Source organism: Dasania sp. GY-MA-18 (assembly GCF_024734385.1).
Classification (GTDB): Bacteria; Pseudomonadota; Gammaproteobacteria; order Pseudomonadales; family Dasaniaceae; genus Dasania; species Dasania phycosphaerae.
This window is the reverse complement of the sequence record NZ_JANHAP010000017.1, coordinates 1-26,539: the sequence shown is the minus strand read 5'-3', so window position 1 is coordinate 26,539 and position 26,539 is coordinate 1. Positions and strand designations below refer to the sequence as shown.

General features: G+C 46.9%; 30 protein-coding genes and 2 tRNA genes. 17 read left to right on the top strand and 15 right to left on the bottom strand.

Annotated features, from left to right (window positions below):
- Positions 1 to 17 precede the first annotated feature (17 nt).
- Genes NO559_RS16150 through tusA form a run of 3 tightly spaced genes read left to right on the top strand, consistent with a single transcriptional unit; the run spans position 18 to position 1,338 of the window.
- Positions 18 to 830: a class I SAM-dependent methyltransferase gene (locus NO559_RS16150; RefSeq protein ID WP_258332913.1), complete on the top strand. Its 813-nt coding sequence runs from the start codon at positions 18 to 20 to the stop codon at positions 828 to 830.
- A gap of 2 nt (positions 831 to 832) precedes the next feature.
- Positions 833 to 1,051, top strand: coding sequence for a YheU family protein (locus tag NO559_RS16145; RefSeq protein ID WP_258332912.1), 219 nt, complete (start codon positions 833 to 835; stop codon positions 1,049 to 1,051).
- 50 nt (positions 1,052 to 1,101) lie between these two features.
- Positions 1,102 to 1,338: a sulfurtransferase TusA gene (tusA, locus tag NO559_RS16140; RefSeq protein WP_258332911.1), complete on the top strand. Its 237-nt coding sequence runs from the start codon at positions 1,102 to 1,104 to the stop codon at positions 1,336 to 1,338.
- A gap of 48 nt (positions 1,339 to 1,386) precedes the next feature.
- Here the strand turns inward: tusA and NO559_RS16135 are convergent, their stop codons facing one another.
- On the bottom strand, positions 1,387 to 2,088 hold the full coding sequence (locus NO559_RS16135; RefSeq protein WP_258332910.1) for a hypothetical protein: 702 nt from the start codon (positions 2,086 to 2,088) through the stop codon (positions 1,387 to 1,389).
- A 193-nt stretch (positions 2,089 to 2,281) separates the two neighbouring features.
- Here NO559_RS16135 and NO559_RS16130 point away from each other — a divergent pair, with 193 nt between their 5' ends.
- From NO559_RS16130 to NO559_RS16120, 3 genes are read left to right on the top strand one after another with little or no spacing between them, the layout of a single operon-like run.
- On the top strand, positions 2,282 to 2,809 hold the full coding sequence (locus tag NO559_RS16130; RefSeq protein ID WP_258332909.1) for an elongation factor P hydroxylase: 528 nt from the start codon (positions 2,282 to 2,284) through the stop codon (positions 2,807 to 2,809).
- Positions 2,810 to 3,967 (top strand): 4-phosphoerythronate dehydrogenase, encoded by a 1,158-nt coding sequence (locus tag NO559_RS16125; protein WP_258332908.1) that lies wholly within the window; start codon positions 2,810 to 2,812, stop codon positions 3,965 to 3,967.
- Between the two features lie 32 nt (positions 3,968 to 3,999).
- The gene (locus tag NO559_RS16120; RefSeq protein ID WP_258332907.1) at positions 4,000 to 4,914 is read left to right on the top strand and encodes a class I SAM-dependent methyltransferase; all 915 of its coding nucleotides are present in this window, start codon (positions 4,000 to 4,002) and stop codon (positions 4,912 to 4,914) included.
- On the opposite strand, the gene NO559_RS16115 is transcribed toward NO559_RS16120, so the two are convergent.
- Complete coding sequence (locus tag NO559_RS16115) at positions 4,892 to 5,347, bottom strand: hypothetical protein (protein ID WP_258332906.1); 456 nt, start codon at positions 5,345 to 5,347, stop codon at positions 4,892 to 4,894. The genes NO559_RS16120 and NO559_RS16115 overlap by 23 nt on opposite strands.
- A gap of 157 nt (positions 5,348 to 5,504) precedes the next feature.
- Here NO559_RS16115 and msrB point away from each other — a divergent pair, with 157 nt between their 5' ends.
- The gene (gene msrB, locus NO559_RS16110; RefSeq protein ID WP_258332905.1) at positions 5,505 to 5,903 is read left to right on the top strand and encodes a peptide-methionine (R)-S-oxide reductase MsrB; all 399 of its coding nucleotides are present in this window, start codon (positions 5,505 to 5,507) and stop codon (positions 5,901 to 5,903) included.
- Complete coding sequence (locus tag NO559_RS16105; protein WP_258332904.1) at positions 5,904 to 6,575, top strand: DNA-3-methyladenine glycosylase I; 672 nt, start codon at positions 5,904 to 5,906, stop codon at positions 6,573 to 6,575.
- Positions 6,576 to 6,620: 45 nt separating this feature from the next.
- Here NO559_RS16105 and NO559_RS16100 read toward each other — a convergent pair whose 3' ends face one another.
- The gene (locus NO559_RS16100; RefSeq protein WP_258332903.1) at positions 6,621 to 7,382 is read right to left on the bottom strand and encodes a hypothetical protein; all 762 of its coding nucleotides are present in this window, start codon (positions 7,380 to 7,382) and stop codon (positions 6,621 to 6,623) included.
- 204 nt (positions 7,383 to 7,586) lie between these two features.
- Here NO559_RS16100 and NO559_RS16095 point away from each other — a divergent pair.
- A tRNA-Glu gene (locus NO559_RS16095) sits at positions 7,587 to 7,662 on the top strand.
- A gap of 30 nt (positions 7,663 to 7,692) precedes the next feature.
- Positions 7,693 to 7,768, top strand: a tRNA-Gly gene (locus tag NO559_RS16090).
- A 51-nt stretch (positions 7,769 to 7,819) separates the two neighbouring features.
- On the opposite strand, the gene NO559_RS16085 is transcribed toward NO559_RS16090, so the two are convergent.
- On the bottom strand, positions 7,820 to 8,212 hold the full coding sequence (locus NO559_RS16085; RefSeq protein WP_258332902.1) for a PA2817 family protein: 393 nt from the start codon (positions 8,210 to 8,212) through the stop codon (positions 7,820 to 7,822).
- 53 nt (positions 8,213 to 8,265) lie between these two features.
- Here NO559_RS16085 and NO559_RS16080 point away from each other — a divergent pair, with 53 nt between their 5' ends.
- The 4 genes from NO559_RS16080 to NO559_RS16065 all read left to right on the top strand — a co-directional run bounded on the left by NO559_RS16080 (position 8,266) and on the right by NO559_RS16065 (position 12,365).
- On the top strand, positions 8,266 to 9,186 hold the full coding sequence (locus tag NO559_RS16080) for an ABC transporter ATP-binding protein (RefSeq protein ID WP_258332901.1): 921 nt from the start codon (positions 8,266 to 8,268) through the stop codon (positions 9,184 to 9,186).
- Positions 9,187 to 9,218: 32 nt separating this feature from the next.
- Positions 9,219 to 9,992 carry an ABC transporter permease gene (locus NO559_RS16075; RefSeq protein ID WP_258332941.1) on the top strand — a complete coding sequence of 258 codons (774 nt, stop codon included), beginning with the start codon at positions 9,219 to 9,221 and terminating at the stop codon, positions 9,990 to 9,992.
- Positions 9,993 to 10,028: 36 nt separating this feature from the next.
- Positions 10,029 to 10,856, top strand: a complete 828-nt coding sequence (gene queF / locus NO559_RS16070; protein ID WP_258332900.1) for an NADPH-dependent 7-cyano-7-deazaguanine reductase QueF — start codon at positions 10,029 to 10,031, stop codon at positions 10,854 to 10,856.
- Positions 10,857 to 11,036: 180 nt separating this feature from the next.
- Complete coding sequence (locus NO559_RS16065; RefSeq protein ID WP_258332899.1) at positions 11,037 to 12,365, top strand: hypothetical protein; 1,329 nt, start codon at positions 11,037 to 11,039, stop codon at positions 12,363 to 12,365.
- 249 nt (positions 12,366 to 12,614) lie between these two features.
- Here the strand turns inward: NO559_RS16065 and NO559_RS16060 are convergent, their stop codons facing one another.
- Together NO559_RS16060 and trmA are read right to left on the bottom strand one after the other, a co-directional pair.
- Positions 12,615 to 12,902: a 4a-hydroxytetrahydrobiopterin dehydratase gene (locus NO559_RS16060; protein ID WP_258332898.1), complete on the bottom strand. Its 288-nt coding sequence runs from the start codon at positions 12,900 to 12,902 to the stop codon at positions 12,615 to 12,617.
- Positions 12,903 to 12,930: 28 nt separating this feature from the next.
- Positions 12,931 to 14,019 carry a tRNA (uridine(54)-C5)-methyltransferase TrmA gene (trmA, locus tag NO559_RS16055; RefSeq protein ID WP_258332897.1) on the bottom strand — a complete coding sequence of 363 codons (1,089 nt, stop codon included), beginning with the start codon at positions 14,017 to 14,019 and terminating at the stop codon, positions 12,931 to 12,933.
- A gap of 174 nt (positions 14,020 to 14,193) precedes the next feature.
- Here trmA and galE point away from each other — a divergent pair, with 174 nt between their 5' ends.
- A complete protein-coding gene (galE, locus tag NO559_RS16050) occupies positions 14,194 to 15,210 on the top strand; it encodes a UDP-glucose 4-epimerase GalE (RefSeq protein WP_258332896.1) in 1,017 nt (338 codons plus the stop codon).
- Between the two features lie 20 nt (positions 15,211 to 15,230).
- Here the strand turns inward: galE and NO559_RS16045 are convergent, their stop codons facing one another.
- From NO559_RS16045 to NO559_RS16005, 9 genes are all read right to left on the bottom strand, one after another.
- A complete protein-coding gene (locus NO559_RS16045; RefSeq protein ID WP_258332895.1) occupies positions 15,231 to 15,539 on the bottom strand; it encodes a TusE/DsrC/DsvC family sulfur relay protein in 309 nt (102 codons plus the stop codon).
- Positions 15,539 to 15,841 carry a sulfurtransferase complex subunit TusB gene (tusB, locus tag NO559_RS16040; RefSeq protein WP_258332894.1) on the bottom strand — a complete coding sequence of 101 codons (303 nt, stop codon included), beginning with the start codon at positions 15,839 to 15,841 and terminating at the stop codon, positions 15,539 to 15,541. The genes NO559_RS16045 and tusB overlap by 1 nt, the downstream gene beginning before the upstream one ends.
- An 11-nt stretch (positions 15,842 to 15,852) precedes the next feature.
- Positions 15,853 to 16,212, bottom strand: a complete 360-nt coding sequence (gene tusC / locus NO559_RS16035; RefSeq protein ID WP_258332893.1) for a sulfurtransferase complex subunit TusC — start codon at positions 16,210 to 16,212, stop codon at positions 15,853 to 15,855.
- Positions 16,209 to 16,601: a sulfurtransferase complex subunit TusD gene (gene tusD, locus NO559_RS16030; RefSeq protein ID WP_258332892.1), complete on the bottom strand. Its 393-nt coding sequence runs from the start codon at positions 16,599 to 16,601 to the stop codon at positions 16,209 to 16,211. The genes tusC and tusD overlap by 4 nt, the downstream gene beginning before the upstream one ends.
- A 108-nt stretch (positions 16,602 to 16,709) precedes the next feature.
- The gene (locus NO559_RS16025; RefSeq protein WP_258332891.1) at positions 16,710 to 17,384 is read right to left on the bottom strand and encodes a Bax inhibitor-1/YccA family protein; all 675 of its coding nucleotides are present in this window, start codon (positions 17,382 to 17,384) and stop codon (positions 16,710 to 16,712) included.
- 301 nt (positions 17,385 to 17,685) lie between these two features.
- Positions 17,686 to 19,188, bottom strand: a complete 1,503-nt coding sequence (nhaC, locus tag NO559_RS16020; RefSeq protein WP_258332890.1) for a Na+/H+ antiporter NhaC — start codon at positions 19,186 to 19,188, stop codon at positions 17,686 to 17,688.
- Between the two features lie 172 nt (positions 19,189 to 19,360).
- Entirely contained in the window at positions 19,361 to 21,628 is a 2,268-nt protein-coding gene (locus NO559_RS16015) for an ATP-binding protein (protein ID WP_258332889.1), read from the bottom strand.
- A gap of 51 nt (positions 21,629 to 21,679) precedes the next feature.
- A complete protein-coding gene (locus tag NO559_RS16010) occupies positions 21,680 to 22,465 on the bottom strand; it encodes an ABC transporter substrate-binding protein (protein WP_258332888.1) in 786 nt (261 codons plus the stop codon).
- Between the two features lie 23 nt (positions 22,466 to 22,488).
- Positions 22,489 to 23,229: a response regulator gene (locus NO559_RS16005; RefSeq protein WP_258332887.1), complete on the bottom strand. Its 741-nt coding sequence runs from the start codon at positions 23,227 to 23,229 to the stop codon at positions 22,489 to 22,491.
- Between the two features lie 320 nt (positions 23,230 to 23,549).
- On the opposite strand from NO559_RS16005, the gene NO559_RS16000 reads away from it, so the two are divergent.
- Together NO559_RS16000 and NO559_RS15995 are read left to right on the top strand one after the other, a co-directional pair.
- Positions 23,550 to 24,959 carry an amidohydrolase gene (locus NO559_RS16000; RefSeq protein ID WP_258332886.1) on the top strand — a complete coding sequence of 470 codons (1,410 nt, stop codon included), beginning with the start codon at positions 23,550 to 23,552 and terminating at the stop codon, positions 24,957 to 24,959.
- A complete protein-coding gene (locus tag NO559_RS15995) occupies positions 24,956 to 26,212 on the top strand; it encodes an amidohydrolase family protein (RefSeq protein ID WP_258332885.1) in 1,257 nt (418 codons plus the stop codon). The genes NO559_RS16000 and NO559_RS15995 overlap by 4 nt, the downstream gene beginning before the upstream one ends.
- Positions 26,213 to 26,539: the final 327 nt, after the last annotated feature.

The window sequence follows — 26,539 nt, the reverse complement described above, 5'->3', positions numbered from 1 at the left end:
ATAACCTGGGGATGACTATGAAAATCATTAAAACGTTTTGCCTATTAGCTAGTTTTATCGTTAGCACTTGGGTGCAAGCCGGTGGTAATGACGAAGTCTGGCGGCAGGCCTTGACCGGTGAGCATCGCACTCCAGCGTATGTGCAGCGTGACGTATACAGGCATCCACAGGCGACCTTAGAATTTTTTGCCATCACCCCGCGCTCTACTGTGGTTGAGATTTGGCCCGGTGGCGGCTGGTATACCGAAATACTAGCGCCTTTGTTAAAAGATCAGGGCTTGCTATATGCGGCACATTTTAATATTGATTCCAGAGTGGCTTATTTCCGTAATAGCCGCAGTGCCTTTGACAGCAAACTAAAAGCTAACCCCACTGTTTATGGCAAAGTGGTGACTACCGATTTAATGCCTCCGCAGCATGTCGTAATAGCGCCAGCGGCCAGTGCCGATGCGGTGCTTACTTTTCGCAATGTGCATAATTGGATGAAGTCAGGTAAAGCTGATGCGGTGTTCGCGGCTATGTATCAAGCGTTAAAGCCTGGCGGTGTATTGGGTGTGGTTGAGCATAGGGCTAAGCCCGGCACGACAGAGCAGGCTATGATAGCCTCGGGCTATGTGACTGAGGCCAAAGTTAAAGCCTTGGCGCAGCAAGCGGGTTTTGAGTTTGTTGCCAGTAGTGAGATAAATGCTAACCCTAAAGATAGCGCTAACCATTCTGAGGGAGTATGGACTTTACCGCCTTCATTGCGTTTAGGGGATGAGCAAAAAGCCCATTACCTAGCCATAGGTGAGAGTGACCGCATGACCCTAAAATTTACTAAGCCGAAATAAATATGTCCGATGTTGTCGAGGTGCCTTATCAGCAGCTAAGTGATGCTGCTTTACAGGGTTTAATAGAAGAATTTATTAACCGTGAGGGCACCGACTATGGCGCCACCGAATATAGCTTAGCCGATAAGGTGGCGCAGGTTCATTTGGCCCTAAAGTCTGGCAGGGCGGTTATTGTTTATGATCCCGTATTGGAAAGCTGCACACTGTTGCCCAAAAGCTAATGACTAAATACTGATTGCTGTATACGCTGAATTTAGATAGGAAATGTTGTATGTATGATGAGGCAGCAGTGCTGGATACCAGCGGCCTAATGTGTCCAGAACCCGTCATGATGTTGCACAATGCGGTGCGCGACTGTGTCACCGGAGGCGTTATTAAGGTGATAGCCACAGACCCTTCCACCCAGCGTGATATCCCCAAGTTTTGTAGTTTTTTAGGGCATGATTTGCTGGCGCAAGAGCAATCCGATAAACACTATATTTATTGGGTACGTAAGCAGGCGCTTTAAGTTAGCGGCTGAAGGCTATTGTTAGTGTTTCTCTAGCTGCTGGTTGATTTATTGATCCAGTAGCAGTGCTATTGCGGCCAAGGCGTCTGGATCTTCCGCTTTGATTTGGTTGGCTATGTGATGTTGAAAGAAATAGCGAAACTCCGGGTTTTTAGAGGCGGGGTATAGGCAGCGTGCCCCAGTCAAAATAGGTGTCTCGTCCACTAGCTCTTCATCGATAATCATGGCCTCTAATCGACCATCACCATAAAGCCGCCAGCTTAACACATCGGTTAGCACCAAATGGCTACGGCAGCGGCTGTTAAGCATGGCATGAGTGCCTATGTTATCGGGTATTTCCTGGGTGATACTGTTGCTGTTGCCATCCAGGCCGCCAAAATATTGCGCGGCACTGGTCAGCTCTAGCACTTTATGTGCCGGTGGCTCATCAAATAGGTCCTCGGTAGCGGGGTTGTAATATCCCTGCCATTGGCCGTAATACTCATCATTAAGCTCTGTGCAGGCAGTGACCTTATTCATCCATGGCACCAAGGCGGTTACGCTGCCGTCTTCACGCAGGGCCCAGCACAATATTTTCATGCTGTAGTATTTGTGTTGATGGCTGTATTTGTTGGAATAGAGTATAGAGAGGTGATCTGTTTCAGTGGCCAGACGCACCCAGCGCTGCGGGCTTTGGGTTTTGTGTTGGAAGTCAGCAAGCTGTACGACATTATTAGCCTTATTACTGACCGATGGCGCAGACGGTTTCATAAGTGAACCCCCGTTTATTGCCAGCTTATAATTCCAGCGGATACCCGCCATTAATGCTTAAGACTAAACTGAGTATAGTTAGTTCATGGCAGCTTGCTAGTACTGGCTAGTTATTATTTATCCTTGGTAACGGCTTGGGCGGGCCTAATAACATGATAGAATAAGCTTTTTTTGTAGCTGTAGGCATAATGCGGTGTTAACGCAATTAATAGAATTATTTGATCGTTGCTTTTTTCAAAACTACAACACTAGGCTGGTAAAAGGTGATGCCGAGCCACTTTATAGCCCGGCAGATCATAGCTGCGATTATCATAGAGTGATTTTTGCCCATGGTTTTTTTAGCAGCGCCTTGCATGAAATTGCTCACTGGTGTTTGGCGGGTGAGCAGCGCCGCCAGCAAGTGGATTACGGCTACTGGTATACCGAAGATGGCCGTACAGCTGAGCAGCAAAAGATTTTTGAGTTGGTAGAGGTAAAGCCGCAAGCTATAGAATGGATGTTTAGCTTGGCCAGTGGGCAAAAGTTTTCGCTGAGTATAGATAATCTTAACGGCGAATCCAGTGATCCTATGCCATTTAAACTCGCTGTGTTGGCGCAGGCTAAAGCATATTGCGTGCATGGCTTGCCACAGCGAGCGGCTTTATTTCATCGGCAATTAGTGGCGCAATTTAATCCAACTTATCAGCTGTCAGCTGAAAATTTCTCACTGGATAAACTTTAAATGGCTAACACGCTACATATAGTTGCAGATGAAAACATTCCCTATGCTGATGAGTATTTTTCACATTTAGGGACTGTAAAAAAAGTGCATGGTCGCAGCCTGTGTGCAGAGCAAGTGGCGCAGGCTGATGTATTATTAGTACGCTCTGTTAGCCAGGTAAATGAAGCGCTGCTAAATAATTCAGCTGTAAAATTTGTAGGCACTGCCACCATAGGGGTGGATCACCTAGACACCGCTTATTTGGATCGCAAGCAAATCAGCTGGGCCAATGCACCCGCCTGTAATGCCCACTCGGTGGTGGACTATGTATTTTCCTGTATTAGTCAGTTTGCGGGTTTATGGCAGCAGTTACTCATGGATGGCCATAGTGTAGGGATTATTGGCTTAGGCAATGTGGGCAGCCGCTTGCAGCAGCGGCTTTTGGCGCTGGGCATTAAGACAAAAGCCTACGACCCTCTGCTGTCTGATACTTCTTTGCCTTTGGACCAGTTAGAGCAAGTGTTGGCCTGCGACGTAGTTTGCATGCATGCGCCACTAACTAACAGTGGGCCTTACCCCAGTTACCATATGATAGGTATGACGCAATTGCAGCAGCTTAAGCCACAGGCTGTGCTAATTAATGCGGGCAGGGGGGCGGTAGTTGATAATCAGCAGCTGCTAAGTTTTTTGCAGCAGCGGCCCCAGCAGCGGGTGGTATTGGATGTGTGGGAAAACGAACCGCAAATAGATTTGCCCTTGTTGCCAGCCATAGCCATGGCTAGCCCCCATATTGCTGGTTATAGCCTGGACGGTAAAATTTTAGGTACCGCTATGATCTATCAGTCCTGTTGTAAGGCGTTGGCTATAGCGCCTAAGCCCTTAGCTAATGAGCAGCCCTTGATCCCTTTCGAAATTCCCGCCCATTTAACGGCAATAGCGGGTTTAAGCTATGCCATTAAGCAAGTGTATGATGTTAGCGAAGATGACAGGCGTTTTCGCGCGGCGATGACTGCGGCAGCTGGCGATGCGGCGCTCGCGGGGCAGTACTTTGATGAGCTGCGTAAAAACTATCCTGAGCGCCGCGAGTTTTCCTGTTATCAAATTACCAATAGCCCGCAATTAAATCAGCAGTTGCAAAATTGGTTAGGTGCCAGCGGTTTTGTTTTAGCCGCCAATTAACTGAAACCCAGCATTAATGAAATCCAAATTTTATGAATAGAGTGATACAGGCCATAGAGCAAGGCTTAGCCAGTGATGATAATAGCAGCGCCAACTCACGGCGATTATTTCATGGCCGCGGCCATTGTTACCCTGGTTTGGAGGCCATTAATGTTGATTTTCATCCCGGCTTATTATTGATTACCCTTTACCAGCCATTGCCTGAAGATGGCTATCAACAGCTGCTGGACTTTATCAATGCCAAGCTAGAGCTTTGTGTGGTGGTGCAGCGCCGCTATTTGCCTAAATCCCCCTCTGAGGTCATTAAGGGGGAAGTGCCTGAGCCTTGCTATGCGCAAACCGATGGTATGCGCTTTGCGTTAAATATCGCGGGCAATCAAAATATTGGTTATTTTTTAGATATGCAAAATACCCATCGTTGGCTGCGTGAGCACGCCGAGGGATTGCATGTGCTCAATTTATTTTCTTATACCTGTGCATTTTCTGTGGCGGCCCTGTGTGGCGGTGCTCGCAGTGTGGTTAATGTGGATATGAGTGCCGGTGTTTTAAAAACCGGGCAAAAAAATCATCAAGGCAATGAGCTGGATAGTCGCGCCAGCCGTTTTATGAAGCTGGATATACTCAAATCCTGGGGGCGCATCAAAAAGCCTGGCCCCTATGACTTGCTGGTGATTGATCCGCCCAGTAATCAGCGTGGTAGCTTTGTGGCCGAGCAGGATTACGGCAAGGTGTTGCGGCGGATACCGCAATTGCTGGGCGAGCAGGGTCAGGTGTTGGTTTGTTTAAATGCGCCGCATTTAGCCAGTGATTTTTTAGTGCAGTTAATGGCGCAGGAATGCCCAGATTGTGAGCTGCAGCAGCGCTTTGCGGCCTCGGCAGATTTTCCCGAGTCCGCCCCCAATCGTTCGCTAAAAGTAATGCTATTTAATTACCGGCGCCCACAGTAAGTAGGGCTGTCACCTGTTGCTCTATTAATAGCGATGAGCCGCTGCTAAGGGCTTTGCGTAGCAAATTAATGCTGCGCTGGGATTCACGTATTATCGAGGTAGGTAATTCAACTGTGGGCTCTTCCTCCAGCTCTATAGGGGCATGGGTAGAGCGAGTTGATAGTAATATAAAACCTTTTTCACTCAGTACCGCCTGGTCTAAGGCCTCTTGCTTAATGCAGCTGCTATAGTGGATATAACCGCTGTCTGCCAGCCACAACATGGTGCTTAATGCCGAGAGGTAGCGTTCGCTATAAAGCCCAAATTCATCTTGCTGCACTGAGCCGGTAATATCATCGACATACAGCACCGTTTTATTAGGAAAGCTGTTATACAGTTGGATAAAAATTTTGGCTACGTCTTTGTAAAAGTCATCTATGTGCAAGTCGGTCATAGCTACAGCCATTAGTTATTGATAGTGCCAGCGCTTGGCTATAGGGGCAAGGCTGTTAGTTATTACTGTAATAGTTTAACCTAAATGCATGGCGGCCTTAATAGGCAGTGGTGAAATAACCGCCAGGCTTTAGTTGATCTGAGTAGGAGGGATGGTCATGGCAAAAATTAGCAAAAGTGAGCAGCAGTGGCGCGAGCAATTAAGCGAGCAGGAGTATGCCATCTGCCGAAATAAAGGCACCGAACGAGCTTTTACGGGTGAGTATTATGAGAACAAGGCGAAAGGTTTATACCGCTGTAAGTGCTGTGGTGAGCCTTTGTTTGATTCGGCAACTAAGTATGACTCGGGCTCGGGTTGGCCCAGTTTTTATCAGCCCATCAATGAACAGGCTATTTTAGAGGGTAGAGATACTAGCCACGGCATGTTGCGCATAGAGGTGATGTGCCAAGCTTGCGAGTCACACTTGGGACATGTTTTTAATGACGGCCCGCAGCCTACTGGCTTGCGTTATTGCGTGAATTCGGCCTCATTAAATTTTGAGCCTCAGGACGATTAGATGCGTGATTTTGAGGATATGCACCAGCAGTTGATCAGTCGCTTTGGTAGCGCCAAGGCTGTACAGGGCCATTTAATAGAGCCTCTATCTGAATCAGCGTTAAGCGCTGCCAGTGACAATTTTTATTTATCGAATATGAGTAGGCGGGTGTTTAGGGCAGGCTTAAAACACAGCCTGGTCGATGCCAAATGGCCTGCTTTTGAGCAGGCTTTTTTTAATTTCTCACCACTGCGCGTCGCCATGATGAGTGATGAAGAGCTGGATGAGCTTATGGCAAATAAAGCTATTATTCGTCACTGGGGAAAAATTAAGGCGATGCGGGTGAATGCCTATATGGTTTATGAGCTTTCCGAGCAGCATCAAGGTTTTGGTCGCTGGCTAGCGCAGTGGCCGGTTGATGATATTGTGGGCCTGTGGTTGTTGTTAAAAAAGCAGGGCGCGCAATTGGGAGGCAATTCGGCAGCATCGTTTTTGCGTATGGTGGGCAAGGATACTTTTGTGTTGTCCGCTGATGTGATAGCCGCATTAATCTCGCAAGATATAGTGGCTAAAGCGCCTACTAGCCAAAGAGATTTACGTGCCGTGCAGTATGCTTTTAATCAATGGCGGGAGCAGAGCGGTTGGCCGCTGTGCAAGCTAAGCCGAATGTTGGCAATGACGGTGAATTATTGATGTTCAGTCTCTAGTTTCTAGTCGCTAGCATCTAGAGACTGTTTATTAATCATAAATAGCGTTTTTCTTCCAGGTGCTATCGTCTTCAGTGGCGTTTTCCCATTCCTCAGCCACTTCTTGCATGTGCTCATCATGGGCTAGGGCTTTTTGTTCTAGCTCTGTGATTTGCTGCTTATAGGCTGCGATCTGATCGCTGTACTGGCCGCTGTTGTTTTCTTTATTGAGCTTATCGATAATCATGTGCAGGTAATGTATAGCAAGGCGGGGTTTGTTTCGGTTGGTAGCATCGTTTACGCCGCTAATTAATACATCTAGGCTGGTGCGGATAATAAGATTACGTACCTGCTGAGCGTAGGCTTTGGCCTGGTCATTGGGTAGTTTTTTACTTTTGTTGAGCTTGCCAATAAAACCGTGCAGGCTTTGCAGCAATTTTTGCACTTCTTTAATTTGTGCTGGGTCGCTTAGGCGCACCACGTTATTATTGTCAGCCTGATTTTTAACCGCTGCTACTTGCTGATCAACGGCTGCTAGGTTTTTAGCGTAGGTAGCATTTTTGGGGTCTAGGTTTTTAAGCTGCTTATACACTTCCGATAAGCATTTGCAGACTAATAGGCGCAGGTCTTTGTTTAAAAAGCCTTCGGGGAAACTTTCCAGCATATGTTGAAAGTTGCGAGCGCGATTTTTTAAGGCAGCTTCTATACGGCGTTTTTCTTTATTATTCTTTTCTATGGTTTGCAGCATAATGGCAACGGCAATTAGTACCGCTAGCAGTAGGGCGACAAGACCAATGATAATCGTGGTGGACATACAGGTTCTCGCTGGGTGAACTAGCTTAGCTATCTACATACCTATGTATCTATCTAGCTTGTCCCTACAGTTTAGCTGTTTTTGCTCGCTTTTTAAGCCTCTATTTTCAATATAAGCAGTTTTTTTTAATCAGCTCTTGACCTTTAGGGCTAACATCCATAATATGCGCGCCTCTTGAGTAGCAATGCTCAGGTTGCTTACTTAGTCCCCTTCGTCTAGAGGCCTAGGACACCGCCCTTTCACGGCGGTAACAGGGGTTCGAACCCCCTAGGGGACGCCATTTTTACCCTCAAACAGGGTGCGTCAGTAAGCGGGAATAGCTCAGTTGGTAGAGCGCGACCTTGCCAAGGTCGAGGTCGCCGGTTCGAACCCGGTTTCCCGCTCCAATTTCTCTCCTTTTTAAACCTGCGTTATATTAGCGCCACCTAATTGCTGTGTTAGTGCAGTTTTAGCACCTTAGCTTTGGCTTCTTGAAAGCTTAGTGGTGTATTATTGCTGTCGGCTTCGTGCAGCAGTTCGTCTATGCGCTGATAGTCGCTAAGCTCATCATCACCCAAATAATGCATGCAGTTGCCCCCTAATAGCCACAATATGTCGCGGTTTAAAGCTGGCACTAGCATGGGGTAATTGGCGATAATGTTTTCTATTAATAGCTGGCCTTTCTCATACAGCGTTTCATCGCTTAAGCTATTATTGGCCAGCAGCTCTAGGGTGTTGATAAAGCTTTGCTCGCTTTCGCTGAGTTCGTCGTTGCAAAAGGGGGGCTGTACAGCGCAGTGTTTATAAAGTGAGCTAAACAGGTTTTTTATATATAGGGTATTTTCTGACATAAGGGTGTCCGCGGTTATCAGGGCGCTAGTAATAAGAGAGTGAATAAATTGATATGACAGTGGCGCTAAGCATCAAGCAATTAAGCAAGACCTATAATAATGGCTTTCAGGCCTTAAAGGGAATTGATTTTGAGGTAAAGGAAGGGGATTTCTTTGCTTTGCTAGGCCCCAACGGTGCCGGCAAATCCACCACCATAGGGATTATATGCTCGCTGGTTAATAAAACCGGCGGCCAAGTCGAGGTGTTTGGCTACGATATAGACAGTGACTTCCCTATGGCTAAAAAGCAGCTAGGGGTGGTGCCACAAGAGTTTAATTTTAATAATTTTGAAAAGCCCCTGGATATATTGATACATCAAGCGGGTTATTACGGTATACCGAGAAAACTGGCAGAGGAGCGCAGCGAGTTTTATTTAAAAAAATTGGGGCTGTGGGATAAGCGCGACACGCCGTCACGTAATTTATCGGGGGGGATGAAGCGTCGCTTAATGATTGCTAGAGCCTTAATTCATGAGCCCAAATTACTGATTCTGGATGAGCCCACAGCGGGTGTGGATATAGAAATGCGTCGCTCTATGTGGGCATTTTTACAAGAAATTAACGCCCAGGGCACCACGATTATTTTGACCACGCATTATCTGGAAGAAGCTGAAAGTCTGTGTAAAAACATAGCCATTATTAACCATGGGGTGATTGCCGAAAATACCAGTATGCGCACCTTGCTGCAGAAGCTACACCAAATGGTGTTTGTTATAGATGTGAAAACTTCACTAGAGCACGCCCCAGTGCTTAGTGGTTTTGATTGCGTGTTGGTGGATAAGCAAACCATAGAGGTGGTGGTGCAGCAATCGCAGTCCTTAAATGAGCTGTTTGCTTTACTGAGCGAGCAGCAGATAGAGGTAGCTAGCCTGCGCAATAAAACCAATCGTTTAGAAGAGCTATTTGTCGATTTAGTCGCCAAGCCATCGGCTTAATGCCAGCAGTAAAAAATATAGAGATCAACAGCATGAATTTAACAGAGCAGTGGATAGCCTTTAGCACCATACTTAGCCGTGAAATTAAGCGCTTTATGCGCATATGGATGCAAACATTACTGCCACCGGTAATCACTATTACTTTGTATTTTATTATTTTTGGCAGTCTTATCGGTGCTCGCATAGGTGAGATGGGCGGTTTTAGCTACATGGAGTTTGTGGTGCCGGGCCTGATTATGATGGCGGTTATTACTAACTCCTATTCTAATGTGGTGTCCTCGTTTTATGGTGCTAAGTTTCAGCGCTTTGTTGAGGAACTGCTGGTGTCACCCACCCCTAATTATATAGTGCTTTGGGGGGTAGTTATGGGTGGGGTATGCCGCGGCTTGCTGGTGGGCTTGATCGTGACTATAGTCGCCACATTTTTTGCGGATCTGCGCGTGGAAAGCCCGCTGTTAACGATTACTATTGTGTTGATGACCTCGGTGCTGTTTTCGCTGGCGGGCTTTATTAATGCGGTATTTGCTAATAGTTTTGATGATATTTCTATAGTCCCCACCTTTGTGCTCACGCCACTGATCTATTTGGGCGGGGTGTTTTACTCCACGGAGCTATTACCCGAGTTTTGGGCGGGGGTCAGCCAGCTCAACCCTATGCTATATATAGTTAATGCCTTTAGGCATGGCGTGTTAGGGGTATCTGATATTAATATAGAGCTGGCTTTGATAATTGTGGCAGGCTTTACCGTAGTGGCTTATAGCTACGCTATGCACCTGCTTAATAGTGGTAAGCGCCTGCGTCAGTAGGTGCAGCGAGTAGCAGTAGATCAATAGAGAATAGTAATGAAGTTTGAAGAAGGCATATCCCTAGGGGCTGAGGTTGAATATATCAGCGAATACAGCCCAGATTTATTGTTCCCTATTGCCAGGCAGCAAACCCGCGATAATCTGGGTATCAGCAATGAAACCTTGCCATTTAAAGGCGAAGATATATGGAATGCTTATGAGCTTTCCTGGTTAAATCCCAAGGGCTTACCACAGGTGGCCGTAGCTGCTTTTTATTTTCCCTGTGATTCGGTCGCTATCATAGAGTCAAAATCATTCAAGCTGTATCTTAACTCCTTTAATCAGACCATCTTTACTAGTGTATTAGATGTACAGCAGCGCCTAGTGGCGGATCTCAGTAAAGCTTGTGGGGGAGGGGTAAAAGTACAGCTAACAACTCCGGATCAGTGGCGGTTTGAGCAGCTCGCAGGTGAGCCTGAGTGGCTGACTATAGATCAGCAAGACATTAGTACAAACATTTATAACACCGATAGCTCGCTATTGATCGTGGACAGCGAGCAAGTGGTAACAGAGCAGCTACAAAGCCATTTGCTGCGCTCGCTGTGCCCGGTAACCGGTCAGCCAGACTGGGGTTGCCTGCAAATCAGCTATAGTGGCCAGCAAATCAATCACCAAGGCCTTTTACGTTACATAGTCAGCTACCGTGAACATCAGGAGTTCCACGAGCAATGTGTAGAACGCATCTTCGTCGATTTAATGGCCACTTATCAGTTGGATGAACTAACGGTATATGCGCGCTATGTGCGCAGGGGGGGCTTAGATATTAATCCTTACCGCAGTACCGCCGATAAGCCCTTGGCAAACACCAGGTTTTTCAGGCAATAAGCAATAAACAGTCAATAATAATATTAATTTGCTATATGCACCGTGGTTGCTTGTTAGGCTCTAGCCAAAAATGCCTATCTAGACCATACTCTAACAAATAATAAAGCGGTAACAATCAGAGAGTTAGCGCGTTTTTTAGCAGTAATATTTTAACTTTACCGACGATAATCGGATATTTAAATGCAAGAATCGAATTTAGCCCTCTATATGGCCAGTGAGCTAGCGGCCTTGTTGTTGCTAGTTACCATCTTTTTGCTGGTGCACGTGAGCAAATTAAAAAAACTGATAGCTAAGCTAGAGGAGAAAATTCAATCCCTGCGTCAGGCTATGGGGGTTGCCAAACAGGGGGCGGCGGATTTAGCCAAAAAGCTGGCTGAGGCGAAAAAAATCAAGCCCATGGCTTATATGGATTACCTGGACGCTCAAATTGAGGATACCCGTGAGCACCACAGCGGCCTTAACCCCGACCGCGACATCGTTTTAGATATCAGCACCGATGCGCCATTGGAGCGGCAAGCAGCCGCCTTACGCCATGCCTTTTTAATTGCCGAGAAAGAGGCCGATTACTCGGGTGAAGGTCAGGGCTCAGATTGGGATGTGTTGCAAAGCAAATTTCAGCAAATCATCCAATTTTACGAGCAGGCGGCAGAGCCCGAACAGCCTCCCCAGCCCGAGGCGGATGATCAAGAAGAAGTGATGGCGCTTAAAAAGCGTATAGAAAACCTAGAGCGTTTTAAAAAGCTGTTTTTTGATATGGAGTCTAAGTGGAGCAGCGCCAAAAAAGAAGCGAAGGGCTATCAGGAGCAGTTGCTGACGATGGGCTCGGAACTGGGTGCCAGTGCAGAGTTTGAAGGCTTGATTAATAAATACGCCAATAGCTATGGCCAAATAGACACCCTGATAGAGCAGGGCAGTGGTAAAACAGTGGTGGAGGTAGATGCCCGCACTACCGGCGATAACCGCACCATTATAGCCAACCAAGAAGAAATGATACGGCTGCGCAATATGGCCGTAGACCAGCATAAAGTGATTACCGAGTTACAGCGCCAGCTTGCCGATGCCTCAACAGCCGAAGAGCAGCAAGCGGTAATGGCGGGCTTGGTTGATCAACTAGAGCGCCAAGACAGGTTTATTAAAGAGGCAGAAACTTGTGCCCAGTTATTAGAGGACGAACTCAACCGCGCCTTAGAAGAAAATCAAATGCTGCGGGAAAAATCTGAATCTGCAGGCAGCAATGAAAACCAGGAGCAGCTAGAAAGCCTAGTCGCCGACCTTACCGATAGCAGCCGTGAAATGCTAAAAACTATAGCCGCCCTGGAAGATGAAAACACTTTATTGCAACATAAAATTGTTGATGCAGCAGCCGGTGCAGCTGCCTCCGCTGGAGGCGCTGAGGTAGAGGCCCTAAACATGAAGCTGCAAGAAACCCAGCAAGAGCTGCTCAATTTACAAACCCAGCATATAGAGCTAGAAGAGCGCTATTTGGAATTAAAAATGGAAAGTATGTAGGGGGGCGGTAGTCGCTAGTGTAAAGTCTCTAGTTCCTAGTTGGCTAGTCGCTAGGATAAAGCCAGTCCGGTTTGGGCTGGCTTTTTTGTTGGAGTGTCCCGTATCGAAAAAAGTTTACTGCTTAGCGTTGACAGAAAATCCAGGCCGGTAAAAATCTGTAGTCTGTAGTCTGTAGTCTGTAGTCTGTAGTCTGTAGTCTGTAGTCTGTAGTCTGTAGTCTGTAGTCTGTAGACTGTAGACTGTAGACTGTTACCCAATCAGCCGTTCTATATGTTTTAGCAGTGCAAAATCCCTCTCAGTTACACCATTCGCTTCATGAGTAGTTAAAAATATATCCACCGTGCGATAAACATTGGCCCACTCGGGGTGGTGGTTGGCTTTTTCTGCCAGTATGGCGATTTGGGTGATAAAGCCCATGGCGTGGACAAAGTCTTCAAAGGTTAAGCGTCTATACAGTTTGCCATTTTGTAATTGCCAATGGGGGTAGGCTTTTAACTGCTCGCTTATTTGTTCGTCGCTGAGTTTACTGATGGTCATGGCTTTGTCCTTAGCGTCGTGTGGGTGATTAGCGTTTACATAAAACTAGGCCGCTCTCAATATGATCGGTGTAGGGGAATTGATCAAATATAGCGAACTGCTCTATATCGTGAGTAAGGCTGAGTTGCTTCATATTGTCATGCAGGGTGTTGGGGTTGCAAGAAATATAAATAATGCGCTGATACTGGCTAATCAGTTTAATGGTATTGTCGTCTAGGCCAGCTCTGGGTGGGTCTACTAGCACGGTAGTTATGTTATAACTGCTTAAATCTATATCCGCTAAGCGGCGATATTCGCGCTCACCCATTAAGGCGCTGGAAAATTCCTCACTGGACATGCGGGCGATTTTTACATTGTGCACCTTATTTAAATTAAAATTATATTCCGCCGAGCGCACCGAGGTTTTAGCAATTTCTGTAGCCAGTACCTTGTCAAAATTTTGCGCTAGTACCGCAGTAAAATTACCGTTGCCGCAATACAGCTCTAACAAGTCGCCTTGGTAGTGTTTACTGTGCTGTAAGGCCCAGCTCAACATTTTTTCATTGACCTTGGCATTGGGTTGGGTAAAGCCGCTTTCTACTTGTTGAAAGTGAAAGTGCTGTCCTGCTACATCTAAGGTTTCAGTGACAAAGTCATCCTTTAAAACCAGTTTTTGCTTTTTGCTGCGGCCTATAATACCGGCACCTAATTGTTTTTGTAATAGCTCGGCGGCTTGCTGCCAATCTTGCTCTAATTTTTTGTGGTAAATCAGGGTGATTAAGGCTTGGCCACTAAGGGTGGTTAAAAACTCTACTTGAAATAGGCGTTTTCGTAATAGTGGTTCTGCTTGTATGGCGGCCATTAGGCGTGGCATAAGCTTATTAATGGTTTGGGAGCCTATAGGGAAGTCGTCAATAAAATGCGGCTGCTTGGGTGTTTCTTTTTTGAACATGGCGTAGTGGCTATGTTCACCTTTATGCCAAATTTTAAATTCCGCACGCATTCTAAAGTGCAGCGGTGGAGACGGATAAACCTCTAAGGCTGGTGGTTTAAACTCACTGAATAATTGGCTGACGCGCTGGGCCTTGTCATCCAATTGTTGTTGGTAATGTTGGGGGTTGATGTTGCTAAGAGGCATGGGCAGTTCACGATAAGAGGGTGCGATAAGAAAGCAGATAAATAAAATCAGCGGCCATTATAGTGAAATTGTGCGCTCAGTGTTACTGCTAGGCGGTGATTGGGTTATAGTTGCTAAAAATAGCCGTTTTAGTCGTATAATTTAAGGCTTAAAGACCAAATAAAGAGGGGATGTATGAAGGTTTTGGTAACCGGTGGGGCAGGCTATATAGGCAGTCATACCTGTGTCGAGTTGTTGGCAGCGGGCCACGAAGTGGTGGTGGTGGATAATCTTAGCAATAGCCAGCATGAATCCATACGCAGGGTTGAGCAGATTAGCGCTAAGTCGCTGAGTTTTTATGCTTTAGATATCTGTGATGTTGCTGCCCTGGGCCAAGTCTTTGAGCGCCATAGTATCGATGCGGTAATTCATTTTGCTGGCCTTAAAGCAGTCGGTGAGTCCGTTGCCAAACCCTTATGGTATTACCACAACAATGTGCATGGCACGCTTTGCCTGCTAGAGGTAATGCAACAGCATCAGGTGTACAACTTAGTGTTTAGCTCTTCGGCTACGGTATATGGTGATCCCGCTACCGTGCCCATAGATGAAAGTTTTCCGCTGTCAGCTACTAACCCCTATGGTCGCTCAAAGCTAATGATAGAAGAGATCATGCGTGATCTGTATGTGGCTGATCAAAGCTGGAATCTCATTATGTTGCGCTACTTCAACCCGGTGGGCGCACACGAAAGTGGTTTAATTGGTGAGGATCCCAACGGCATCCCCAATAATTTAATGCCCTTTATTTCGCAGGTGGCGGTAGGCAAGTTGGATTGTTTATCGGTATTTGGCGATGACTACGATACGGTGGATGGCACCGGCGTACGTGATTATATACATGTGGTGGACTTAGCTAAGGGCCATATTAAAGCGTTGGATAAGCTTAGCCAGCAGCCCGGTGCGGTTGCTTATAACCTGGGTACTGGCCAAGGGTATTCTGTGTTACAGATGATAGCGGCCTTTGAGCAGGCCTCGGGTAAATCAGTGAATTATCAGATTGTGGCAAGGCGGCCCGGTGATGTGGCCAGTTGCTACGCTAATCCGGCTATAGCGCTAAAAGAGTTAGGTTGGCAGGCTGAGTTGGGTATAGAGGCTATGACCCGCGATACCTGGCGTTGGCAGAGCCAAAATCCTAATGGCTATAACCCTGCATAAGCTGCTGGCATAAGCTCCTGTTATAGACAGTTATCGGGTTTAGGCAGGCCTGCAATTTTGCTAGCCAATTTGGCGGGGCTGCCGGGAAATAGTTTTAGCAGGTACATGCTTTTGCCCTTGTCGGCTCCTAGGTGCAGGCCTACATATTTCACTAGGGGGCGCATGGCAGGGGACAGCTGGAACTCTTGGTAAAACTGCCTAAGCAGCTGTATCACCTGCCAGTGCTCTTCGCTTAGCGTTATGCCTTCGGCAGCAGCCAGTTCGCTGGCTACACCCTCATTCCAGTCGTGAAGATCAACTAAAAAACCCTCTTTATCTACAGCAGCCATTAAAACCAACTTATGCTTTTGGGGTGTTTTACGCAAAGATCAACAAAGCCAGTATCGTCACAGCTTTGAAAGGGCGGCAGCAACCTAGTGCTTAGTCCTCTGGCGGCTACATCGGCAGCTAGTACATAGGGCTGCAGGCCTAAGGCGTTTAGTTTATCCAGCTGTTGGGGCTTTAGGCTGCTCAGTGCCAATACCCCATCTTCTATCAATAGCAATTCATCCCCCTGCTGGCAGCAGCTTAGGCACTCATCCAGACAGCTGTGGCTAAGGGGTGATTTGTTGACGATGTGCAAGCTGGACATAGCGGTGGGGCCTAAAAATTCAATACGGTATCAGCGCTATCTATTAGCGCGGTGATTTCTGCTGGGCTAAGGGCTTTGACGGGCAATAATAGCTCGTTCTGGCTTAATTGCCGTTCAGCTAAGGCATCGGCCTGCACATAGATATCGTCTATGCCATATAGCGGTAACGCTGCCAGTGCTTTACCGTGGTTTTTTAGGGCTAGCTCCTGGCTATCTTGCTCAGCCATTAATTGCCATAGGCCGTCGCCACAAAACAGTAGGCTAACATCTTGCTCAAAGGCACCGGCGGCTAGGGCGATATCAATAGCCTCACGGGCCAGGCTATTACCGTAGGGGGGCTTGCGGCAAATAATCAGTAGCTTTTTATTCATGCGCCAAAGCTCACTACGCGGTCTGATTGAGCGCTAGCCTCTACTAGCTGGCCTAGACCGGAAAGTTCAAAGCCTGCGATTAAATTGTGGCAGGGCTGATCATAACGCTGGGCCTCGCTTTCATCTAAGACTCCGCGCTTTAGGGCGCTGGCTATGCAGCTCACCATATCTATATTGTGATCTTGAGCTAATTGCTGCCACTGCCGGGGGATGTTGGCTTCGTCTTGCGGGGCCGTGCTAAGTGCGTTACTGGCGTAAACGCCATTGTGATAAAAAAACACCCGAAATATCTCATGGCCCTGCTGCAATAGGGTTTGGGCAAAGCGCAGTGCGGTACCTACCGATTGGTCGGAATAGGGAGCTGCCAATACCAGTAAAGAGAATTTCATGATTACTACCTAAAGCGCTATCTAAGATAAGGCTGATTAGTCTGTGTAAAAGCCGTAGTTAAAAAAAAGCCCCGCTTAAAAGCAGGGCTGTATTCTATAGCTGCTTGCTTAGTCTTCGCCACCGAAAACACCCAAAAGGTGTAGCAAGCTAGTGAACAGGTTGTAGATGTTTAGGTATAAGGCAACCGTTGCACGTATATAGTTAGTCTCGCCACCGTGTACGATACGGCTAGTATCAAACAGGATTAGACCCGACATAATCAACACTACCGCCGCCGATAAGGCTAAGGATACTGCCGGCACTTGGAAGAAGATGTTCGCTAGGCCAGCAATAACCACGACTACCAAACCTACCATTAAAAAGCCGCCCATAAATGAGAAGTCTTTACGGGTGCTTAGGGCGTAACCCGATAGCGTGAAAAACACCAAGGCAGTACCGGCTAAGGCTTGCATGACCAAGCTGGGGCCATTGGCCAGTGCTAGGTAGTGGTTAAGCATGGGGCCTAAGGCCGCACCTAATACGCCGGTAAAGGCAAATACCATCACTAGGCCTTTGCCTGAGTCAGCAGTTTTGTGTACGGCAAAAATTAACCCTAGGCCTATCAGTGAGAGTACCAAGGAGGTGCCGCGGCTGATTTCCATAGCCATGGCTAGGCCAGCGGTCATCGCACTGAATAATAAAGTCGCAGAAAGCAGCAGGTAGGTATTACGCAACACTTTATTGGTGGCTAATACCGATTCTGTGCTCTGAGCTTGTGAGCCAAAAAGTGGTTGGTTTTGCATGTATTCGATCTCCGATCAAAAGTCAGTTGCATGGTTTGCCCAACATCATAACGCCTTAGGGACTAAAAGCAAGCCTTACTGATGCTGTATAAATAAGCGCCAAGCTATTGATTTTAAAAGGGCTTTTTTAGCCTAAGTTGAGCTGGTGGCGCTTGCAGCATATGACTGCAAAAGACGCCTTGAGTTCTATTGGTGGGTGATATGCACAGATAAATAAAGTAAAGAGTTAGCAGGTGAAAATCCTGCCAACTCTTTATAAAACAATAGCTTATGGCGTGTTGTTAATGTTGTTGATAAGTGATTATGCGTGCTTAGGTACGGGGCTATTGGTAATTTCCTCGTTGTCAGCAGCGTTGCTTTCTTCTAAGGGGGCAATTTTAATATTTAAAAAGCCATAGCTTAGCGCTATTAGCGGGTTGATGAAGTTGAAGAAACAAAAAGGCAAATAGGCCAAGGTGCCTACACCCAAGGTGCTGGCCATAAAGACACCACAGGCATTCCAAGGGATCAAGGGGGATGTAATCGTGCCGGAGTCTTCTAAGGTGCGCGATAAGTTAATCGCGGCTAATTTGCGCTTTTTATATTCTTCTTTCCACATTTGACCCGGCAATACGATGGAGAGGTATTGATCGCCGGTTAAAACGTTTACGCTCAAACAAGTAGCCATAGTTGTAGCAATTAGCGAGCCTGTAGAGCTGATAAAAATTACCAGCAGGTTCATGATTTTTTGTATATAGCCCACTTTTTCCAGCACGCCGGTCATCATCATAGAGCATAGCACTAACCAGACCATATTGATCATAGAGGCCATGCCGCCCCGTGACAGCAGTTCGTTAACCGCTTGGTTTTCGGTATGAATTTCAAAGCCATTGACCAGTGCTGCCAATAGCGTCTTGCAAAAGTTAAGCAGGTTTACGCTGGCCTCGGGTTGCACGATGTGGGCAAAGGTGAGGATAACATCGTTTTGAAAGAGTATGGCAAATACGATGGCGATCATAGTACCGCCGACTATGGCTAAAAAAGCCGGCACTTTCATTATAGCCATGGCCAATAACAATATGATGGGTAACAGGTTATACCAGGCAATATTGTAGTGATGGTCCAGGGTGGCTAAAAAGGAGCTTATTTGCTCTTGGCTGCCAGCCTCTAGTGAACTGCTAAGGCCTATACCTGTAAAAATAACTAAGCAGCTAATAAAGCTGGGGCCAGACACCCATATCATGTGATGTATGTGAGGGAATAAAGAGCTACCCGCTACTGCAGGGGCCAAGTTAGTAGTTTCTGATAGCGGCGACATCTTGTCACCAAAATAGGCGCCAGAAATTATTGCCCCAGCAGTAATCGCCGGTGACAGAGAAAAACCGTAGGAGACACCGATCAAGCCCACCCCTATGGTGGCCGCGGTAGTCCATGAGCTGCCTATGCTTAAGGCCACTAAGGCGCAAATCAAGCAGCATAGTGGGTAGAAAAAAGTAGGCGATAAAATGCTAAGGCCAGCGTAGAGCAGGGTGGGCACGGCGCCCGATAGCATAAGCGCGCCTATCAGTGAGCCTATAGATAAAAAGATGAGGTTGGGGCCTACTGTGCGCGAGGTGCATTCTACTATGCGTTGTTCTATAGCCTCCCAGCCTATGCCGTTTTTAAGCCCCACCATGGACCCAATAAAACCTATTAACAGCATGGCTACTTGTGTGGGGCCAGTAAGTGCGTCGCCACCAAACAGCGATATAGCGCCGCCCAATAAGGCCAGCAGCGCAAAGCTAATAATTAGAGTGTCCGTTAAGCTAAGGGGCTTATTGTTCATGTACTACGCCTAATCAATTTATTAGGTTAAACAATGCTGCGCTGTTAACGCAGTTTAACCTTTCTCTAGCTAATGATTATTACTTTGATATGTAAGCTGCACTTTAAAATACTGCATAAAGATGTAATGTAAATGTTAAAACGGCTGCAACATTTATGTGTTGCATAAGGGCTTAAGCGCCAGATAAATAAGCCGGTAGCTGATTAAAGCTTTGTTCTAGAGCCTGTGCCAGTAGCGTAAATTGCTGCAGTGCGAGTTGGCCTTGTTGGCTTTCGGCCTGCCTTTCTATTGTTCTGGCCTCAACTGCCACAGCGCGTAAGCCCAGGGTATCAGCGCCACTGGCTAGTTTGTGGGCTAAGGCTGCAGCCTCAAATAAATCGGCTTGCTCTAGGGCCTCTTGCAATTGTGGGCTGAGTTGTAGACTGAGCTGTTGGTAGTCGGCCAGTAATTTGCTGACCTTGTTTAAGCCTAGGGCATTAATATGTGAACGCAATAATTGCTGGTCTAGCAGGCTATTGAGTGGTTGCTTGTCATCTTCGTTAGGGCACAGCGGGCTGCTCTTTTTATCTAGGTTGTTAAGCGCGGCTATGAGTTTGTCGGCGGCTATGGGTTTGGCAATCACATTGTGCATACCCGCATCTAAATATTTGCGTATATCATCGGGATGTACGCTGGCCGTTAGGGCGATGATAGGGCAGTTTTTATTCAGCGATAGCGGGTCTTGCTGTATTTGGGTGCAAACATCTACGCCACTAACACCACCTAAATGTACGTCCATTAATATCACATCATAACGCTGACTTTGGCATAGGCTTACAGCACTTGGCCCAGTACTGGCTATGGTGACGTGGTGGCCTTCACGGCTTAATAAGCCCTGCGCTACATCCTGATTAATTTGCATGTCTTCCACCAGCAAAATAGCTAAGCATGGCTGCTTGCTGTGGCTGGTTGTAGTAGCCGGTAGCGCCGGCGGTTTGCTGGCAATGCTTAGTGGCAGTTGAAACCAAAAATGGCTGCCTTCACCGGCATGGCTAATGACGCCTATTTCACCGTTAATAGACTCCAGCATTTTTTTGCTCACAGCTAGGCCCAGGCCTGTGCCACCATAGCGACGTGATACGGTGTCGTCGGCTTGGATAAAACGGTCAAAAATACGTTGCTGCTGCTCTTGGCTAATGCCTATGCCGGTATCGTCCACTGAAAAATAGAGTTGCTGTACGCCATTAGCTTGCGATTTTAGTTTAATGGCGACGGTGACTTCACCGTGTTCAGTAAATTTGATGGCGTTAGCGACTAAGTTGATCAGCGCCTGCCTAATATATTGGGCGCAGCCCCAGCAGGCGTCAGCTACTTTTGGGTCTATGTGATAAGACAGATAAATATTTTTATCTTGAGCACTAGGGGTAGAGGCAAGAATAATCGAGTTCAACATTTCATCTAGGGAAAATAAGGTCTCCTCTGGGGTGTGTGCGCCTTCTTCCAGTTTGGCAAAGTCCAGTACCTCATTGAGTATGCTTAACAGCCCTTCGCTGGAGTCGTGTATCGCTTTTAAATATTTTTTATCCTGCTCATCTAAGTGTGAGCGATTTAATAACTGCGCCATGCCCATGATGCCATTGAGCGGGGTGCGTATCTCGTGGCTCATGGTGGCTAAAAACCGTGACTTAGCTAAGTTCGCAGCCTCAGCGGCCTCTTTGGCTTTTTGCAGGCTTTCAGTGCGTTTTTCTACTTGTAACTGCAGCTGGTCGCGGTTGTATTTAAGCTGATTTTTAATTTCTTCACGGCGCCGTAAATCAGAGATAATGGATAAGCGCATTTCGTTTAAGGCATGGGCTACTTGATCGATTTCGTCAGCGTGGCTCTGTTCTTTTTTCTCTAGTTTCAATGGTGTGGCTAAATGGCCTTGGCCGATGAGACGAGTATAGTCAGCCATGCTTTGTAGATGGCGAGTGACTAAACGGTGGAAAATAATAATGAGGGTAACCGCGATTAAGAAAATCAAACCGGTTTGCATGATTAAGGTTCTTAAACCGCTATACCATAGTTGTTGATAGGGACCGTTTAAATCCATGGTGATCATCAGGTCACCTAGCTTTAACCGCTGTTTCAGTACGCTATCGTGGATAAGCTCAAATGTTTCGGTTAAAGCCAGCGGGCTATTTTCGGCCATGGGTTTGCCTAGGGTGATGCTATCTATATGCGGGGCGTTGCTGAGCTTGATATAGGCAACCCCGGGGAAGTCTTTAATACTGCGTAGTTGTAAGTGCAAATCATTGGTGTCTAAATCCCACACGCTTTTGGCTAGGCTCGCTAAGTAGCCGGTACGTACCAGTTCAAAACGTGACTCAATTTCTGATATGGCGCGGTTATAATCTACCCATATTTGCAGGCCGGTAGAGAGTAGGGAGAATGACAGGCTGCAAAATAAAATATAAACCATTAGTCGCCTAATGAGTGTATGTTTTTTAGTGGCAGGTATCATAAGGCGCTATTACAGCTGTATGTCGGCGGGTGGCTTGGGCCTAAGGCTGGAGCCTTTAGGGTAAGCCTGTAAATATTGCTGCCGGCTTTTTTGGGTAAAGCGAGCCACTGCATCACCAGCCTTTAGGGTTTTAATGCTGGCATCGAGTTGTGGCATAAGCTTAAGAATTTTTTGATTGTTAATAGCCGTAGTAAGGTACAAATAATCGGTAGTGGCATTGTTAGCTAGCGGCATGATAACGGATTCGTAACCATGGGCTTGCACTTGTAATATGCCGCTGTTGCGCTCAAAGGGCATAAAATCTATACGGTTAAGCGCTAGCTTGGTGATGTTTTGAAAGTTACTGGAAACCCGCTCTATATGTGTGTTGCTTTCTAGAAAATGGTCAAAGTCGTCGCCATAGCTATACCCCAACACCATGCCGCCGCGCTTGCCTTGTAAATCTTGCCAGCTATCAAATTTAAAACTGTTGTTTTTGTGTACGAAAATAGCGATTTTTTCTTCTATTAAATACTCTTTACTAAAAGCAAAGCTTTTAGAGCGCTCGGGGGTTTTAAACGCCAGGGCGATATCAATATTGCCCATTTCAACTTCTAGCATGCAACGCTTCCAGCTTTCTAGTACATACAGGGTAACTTGATAGCCCTGATCTTTAAAAACATGCTGAATAATATCTTTGGTAACACCGACCAGTTCATTATCTTTTAGCCAAGATAGCGGTGGGTATGAAGCATGGTCACAGTAACTAATAACCTTGTCGGTATCGGCATGGCTGCTAGTGCTGCTGAGCAACACTAGCACGCTTAGCACTAAGACCTTTAGGTGCATGGCTTATTGACGTTGCTACTGGATTGAGTGAACAAATAGCCGGTACCATGGATGGTGGTAATCATGCTGGGTTTGGCTGGGTCATCCTTAATTTTACGGCGTAACCTGCCTACCAATACATCTATCGTTCTATCGCTGGGCACCCATTCGCGGTTGCGAATTTGATCCATGAGCTGATCGCGGGTGAGGGTGCGGCCAGCATTATTAATAAACACAATCAGCAGCTGAAATTCACCGTGGGTTAGTGAGGTTTCTTCTTGCTCACTATCGATTAATACACGTCGGTTGAGATCCAGAGTCCAGTTGTGGAAGTGCTTAATAGCGCTTTCTTCATTGCTGGTTTGTGTGGCTATTTTGCTGTGCTGCACTCTGCGTATTAGGTTTTTTGCTCTGGCTAGCGTTTCGCGCATATTAAAAGGTTTGGTGATGTAATCATCGGCCCCACACTCTAAGCCCACTATGCGGTCTATTTCGTCTTGGCGACCGGTGACTAGCATAATGCCCACCTCTGAGCGCACTCTTAACTCGCGGGTAAGGGTAAGGCCATCCTTACCAGGTAGGCGTATATCGAGCAACACTAGGTCTATAGGAGTCTTGGCGAGTATCTCTTCGCCTTCTTCTGCGGTGCTTACGGGGTGTACGGTAAAACCCTCTTTTTCAAAATAGCTGGCTAAGCTCTCTAGGGTTATAGGGTCGTCGTCGACTATTAATACAGCAGCTGGGTCATTCATAAAGGTTCATTATTATTAAGAAGGTGATTGAGCTCAAGGCTTCTTTAGCAAATATAACAAGATTTAATATTAGGGTGTGCAAAATCTTGCGGTTAAACGTAGCTAGTTTGTAAGCATAGTTTATGGTCTTGTTACATTCCATTTACTTTTGCGTTGTCTGTATGGTTATTAAACCGGGTTAATAGCTAGCGGTTGATAGCGCGCTATTATTGGCTAGCATTGAGGTATATATAGGCACAACCGTCTAAAGTTATATTGCCTGGCCTGACAGGCGCGCAAGCATAGTCAAAATTTTTATTAAACATTAATTGGACTCAACAATGAGAAAACACAGTGCATTAATTGCTTTGCTGGCCGCGGTATCGCTGGTTTTATCTGCCTGCCAGGGTGATAAAACGAAAGCCGCTAAACCTGAGCTACCTAACCCCAACCCTTATCCATCTACCTACCAATTACCCGCTACTGAACCGACCTTAATCCAAAATGCTACCGTCTTAGATGGGCTGGGCAAGCAGTGGGATAAGGCTGATGTATTGCTGCAAAACGGTAAAATACAGCAGATAGCTACTGATATTTCGCCTCCAGCTGGCGCACAGCTAATCGATGCTCAAGGCCAATGGCTAACCCCGGGCTTTATAGATGTGCATTCACACCTAGGTTTATACCCAGCACCTGAAACGGCTAATCATGCTGATGGCAATGAAATGACCAGCCCAGTGACGGCAGAGGTGTGGGCCGAACACTCGGTATGGCCGGGTGACCCACAGTTTGAAAAAGTGCTGGCGGGTGGGGTAACAACATTACAGGTGCTGCCGGGCTCTGGTAATTTGATAGGTGGCCGTGGTGTGACCTTAAAAAACATCCCCGCCATTACCGTGCAGGCCATGAAGTTTCCCGATGCACCTTACAGCTTAAAAATGGCCTGTGGTGAAAACCCTAAAGCTGTTTATGGTGAGAAGGGCGTGGCGCCTTCTACCCGCATGGGCAATATGGCAGGTTTTAGAGCGGCATGGATACAGGCCAAGGCTTATCAAAAATCCTGGCAAGATTATGTGGCTGACACAGTAGCGGGCGAGGAGGTCGATGCCCCTGAGCGCAACTTGCAAATGGAAACCCTCGCCGCCGTGCTGGACGGCCAGATACGTATACATAATCACTGCTATCGTGCCGATGAAATGGCGCAAATGATCGATATGTCTAAAGAGTTTGGCTATAGCATCGCCGCCTTTCATCACGGGGTAGAGGCCTACAAAGTCGCTCCCTTATTAGCGCAGGAAAATATTTGTGCAGTTGTCTGGGCCGATTGGTGGGGCTTTAAGCAAGAGGCCTACGACATGGTGCCCGAAAACCTAGCGCTATTAGAACATGCCCAAGCCTGCGCGATTATTCACTCCGATGACCCCATACAAGCGCAGCGCTTAAACCAGGAAATTGCCAAAGCTATGGCTGCAGGCAATCGCATGGGTATGAATATTAGCCGCGCCCAGGCTATACGCTGGGTGACTTCTAATGCTGCCATTAGCTTGGGCTTGGAAGATCAAGTTGGCGCTATCGCCGCGGGCAAAAATGCCGATTTAGTGCTGTGGGACGGTGATCCTTTTAGTGTCTACAGCCATAGCAATAAAGTATGGATAGACGGCAAGTTACGCTACGACCGCAACAATCCTGCGGTCGCACCCACCAGCGATTTTAACTTAGGCATGCTACAGGGGCAGGAGAATTTACCATGAGACTAAAGAGCGTTTTAAGCTGTTTATTGTGCCTGTGGATTAATAATGCAGCTGCTGAAAGTTACTTAATCAAAAATGCCCGTTTATACACAGCGGCCGGCACAGATAGCAGCGCCGATGTATTACTGGTTGATGGACGCATAAAAACCATAGGCAATAATATTAACGTGGATGAAAAAATAACCACAATTGCAGCCAATGGGGCTGTGTTAACACCGGCGCTATTTAACAGCTACACCCATTTGGGTGTTTCCGAAATAGACGCTATAGCCAGTACCGTTGATACCTATAGTCAAAATAGCCAATTAACTGCAGCACTTAAAATAGCCGATGCCTTTAATCCTAGTTCTGTGATGATCCCGCATAACCGCAGCAATGGTTTGCATTACGCGCTAGTTGTGCCAGAAAGTGCTGCCGGTTTATTTGCCGGCCAAGCGACATTAGTAAAACTCGCGAGCCAGGCCTATGTGGTTGACGATAGTGTTGCTGTGGTCGTGCAGCTGGGTGAGCAGGGGCAAGCTTTAGCGGGTGGATCACGTGCCGCGGCTATGGCTTTATTACGCCAGGCCTTAGATGAAGCCCAGCACTACGCTAGCAATCAAGCCGCGGCTAACAAAGGGCAGCGCTGGCAGTATAGCAACAGTTATGCAGATCTAGCTGCCTTGCAGGCGGTGGTTAAAGGCCGCAAGCCCTTGTTGGTCAAGGTTAGCCGCGCAGCGGATATACAACAGGTATTAGTTTTGGCAAAGCAATACCAATTAAACATTATCTTAGCGGGTGCACAAGAGGGCTGGAAAGTTGCCGAGGCAATTGCGGCAGCAAAAGTGCCAGTCATTATGGACCCTATAGAAAATCTACCCCTAGCCTATGAAACCTTGGCGGCGCGCCTAGACAATGCCCAACTGCTACAACAAGCTGGTGTGACTTTATTGTTTACTGGTATGAGCTGGCACAACACCCATAATGCCTACTTGGTAAGGCAGTCAGCGGGTAATGCGGTGGCTAACGGCTTAACCAAGGCGTCGGCCATGGCAGCTATAACAGCTAATCCGGCCGCAGTGTTTGGCTTAAATAAACAGGGTGACATCAAAGAGGGTTATGCAGCCGATTTGGTTTTATGGAATGGCGATCCATTAGAAGTAATGAGCTACCCCCGCATGGTGTTTGTTGATGGTAAGCCCGTATCACAGCATAGCCGCCAGCAACAATTACGTGACAGGTATTATTCTAGGGCGCAACGAGCAAAACCATAAATCGTAGGCCAGTTTGAAAGCTGTGAAAAACTTACAACTTTTCACAAGCCTGCCATGTTGCATTTACAGTAGCTTGCTAGAGTCTTTAAGTCAGCTATCTGTAGTAATACATTTAGTTGTGGTTCTGTAGTCCATAGGGCTTATGAATGTAGGGTTGCCGCAAAAGGTGCTTGCACTTTTTGCGGCTTTTTTTTGCCTGATGTCCCGTCCTGAAATAGGTTTACACATTGAGGACCTATTAATGGACAACTCTACACCTAAACGCCGGAAGCGCACTCAGCGCGATTACAACTTGGGCTTTAAATTAGCCGTAGTCGAACAGATCGA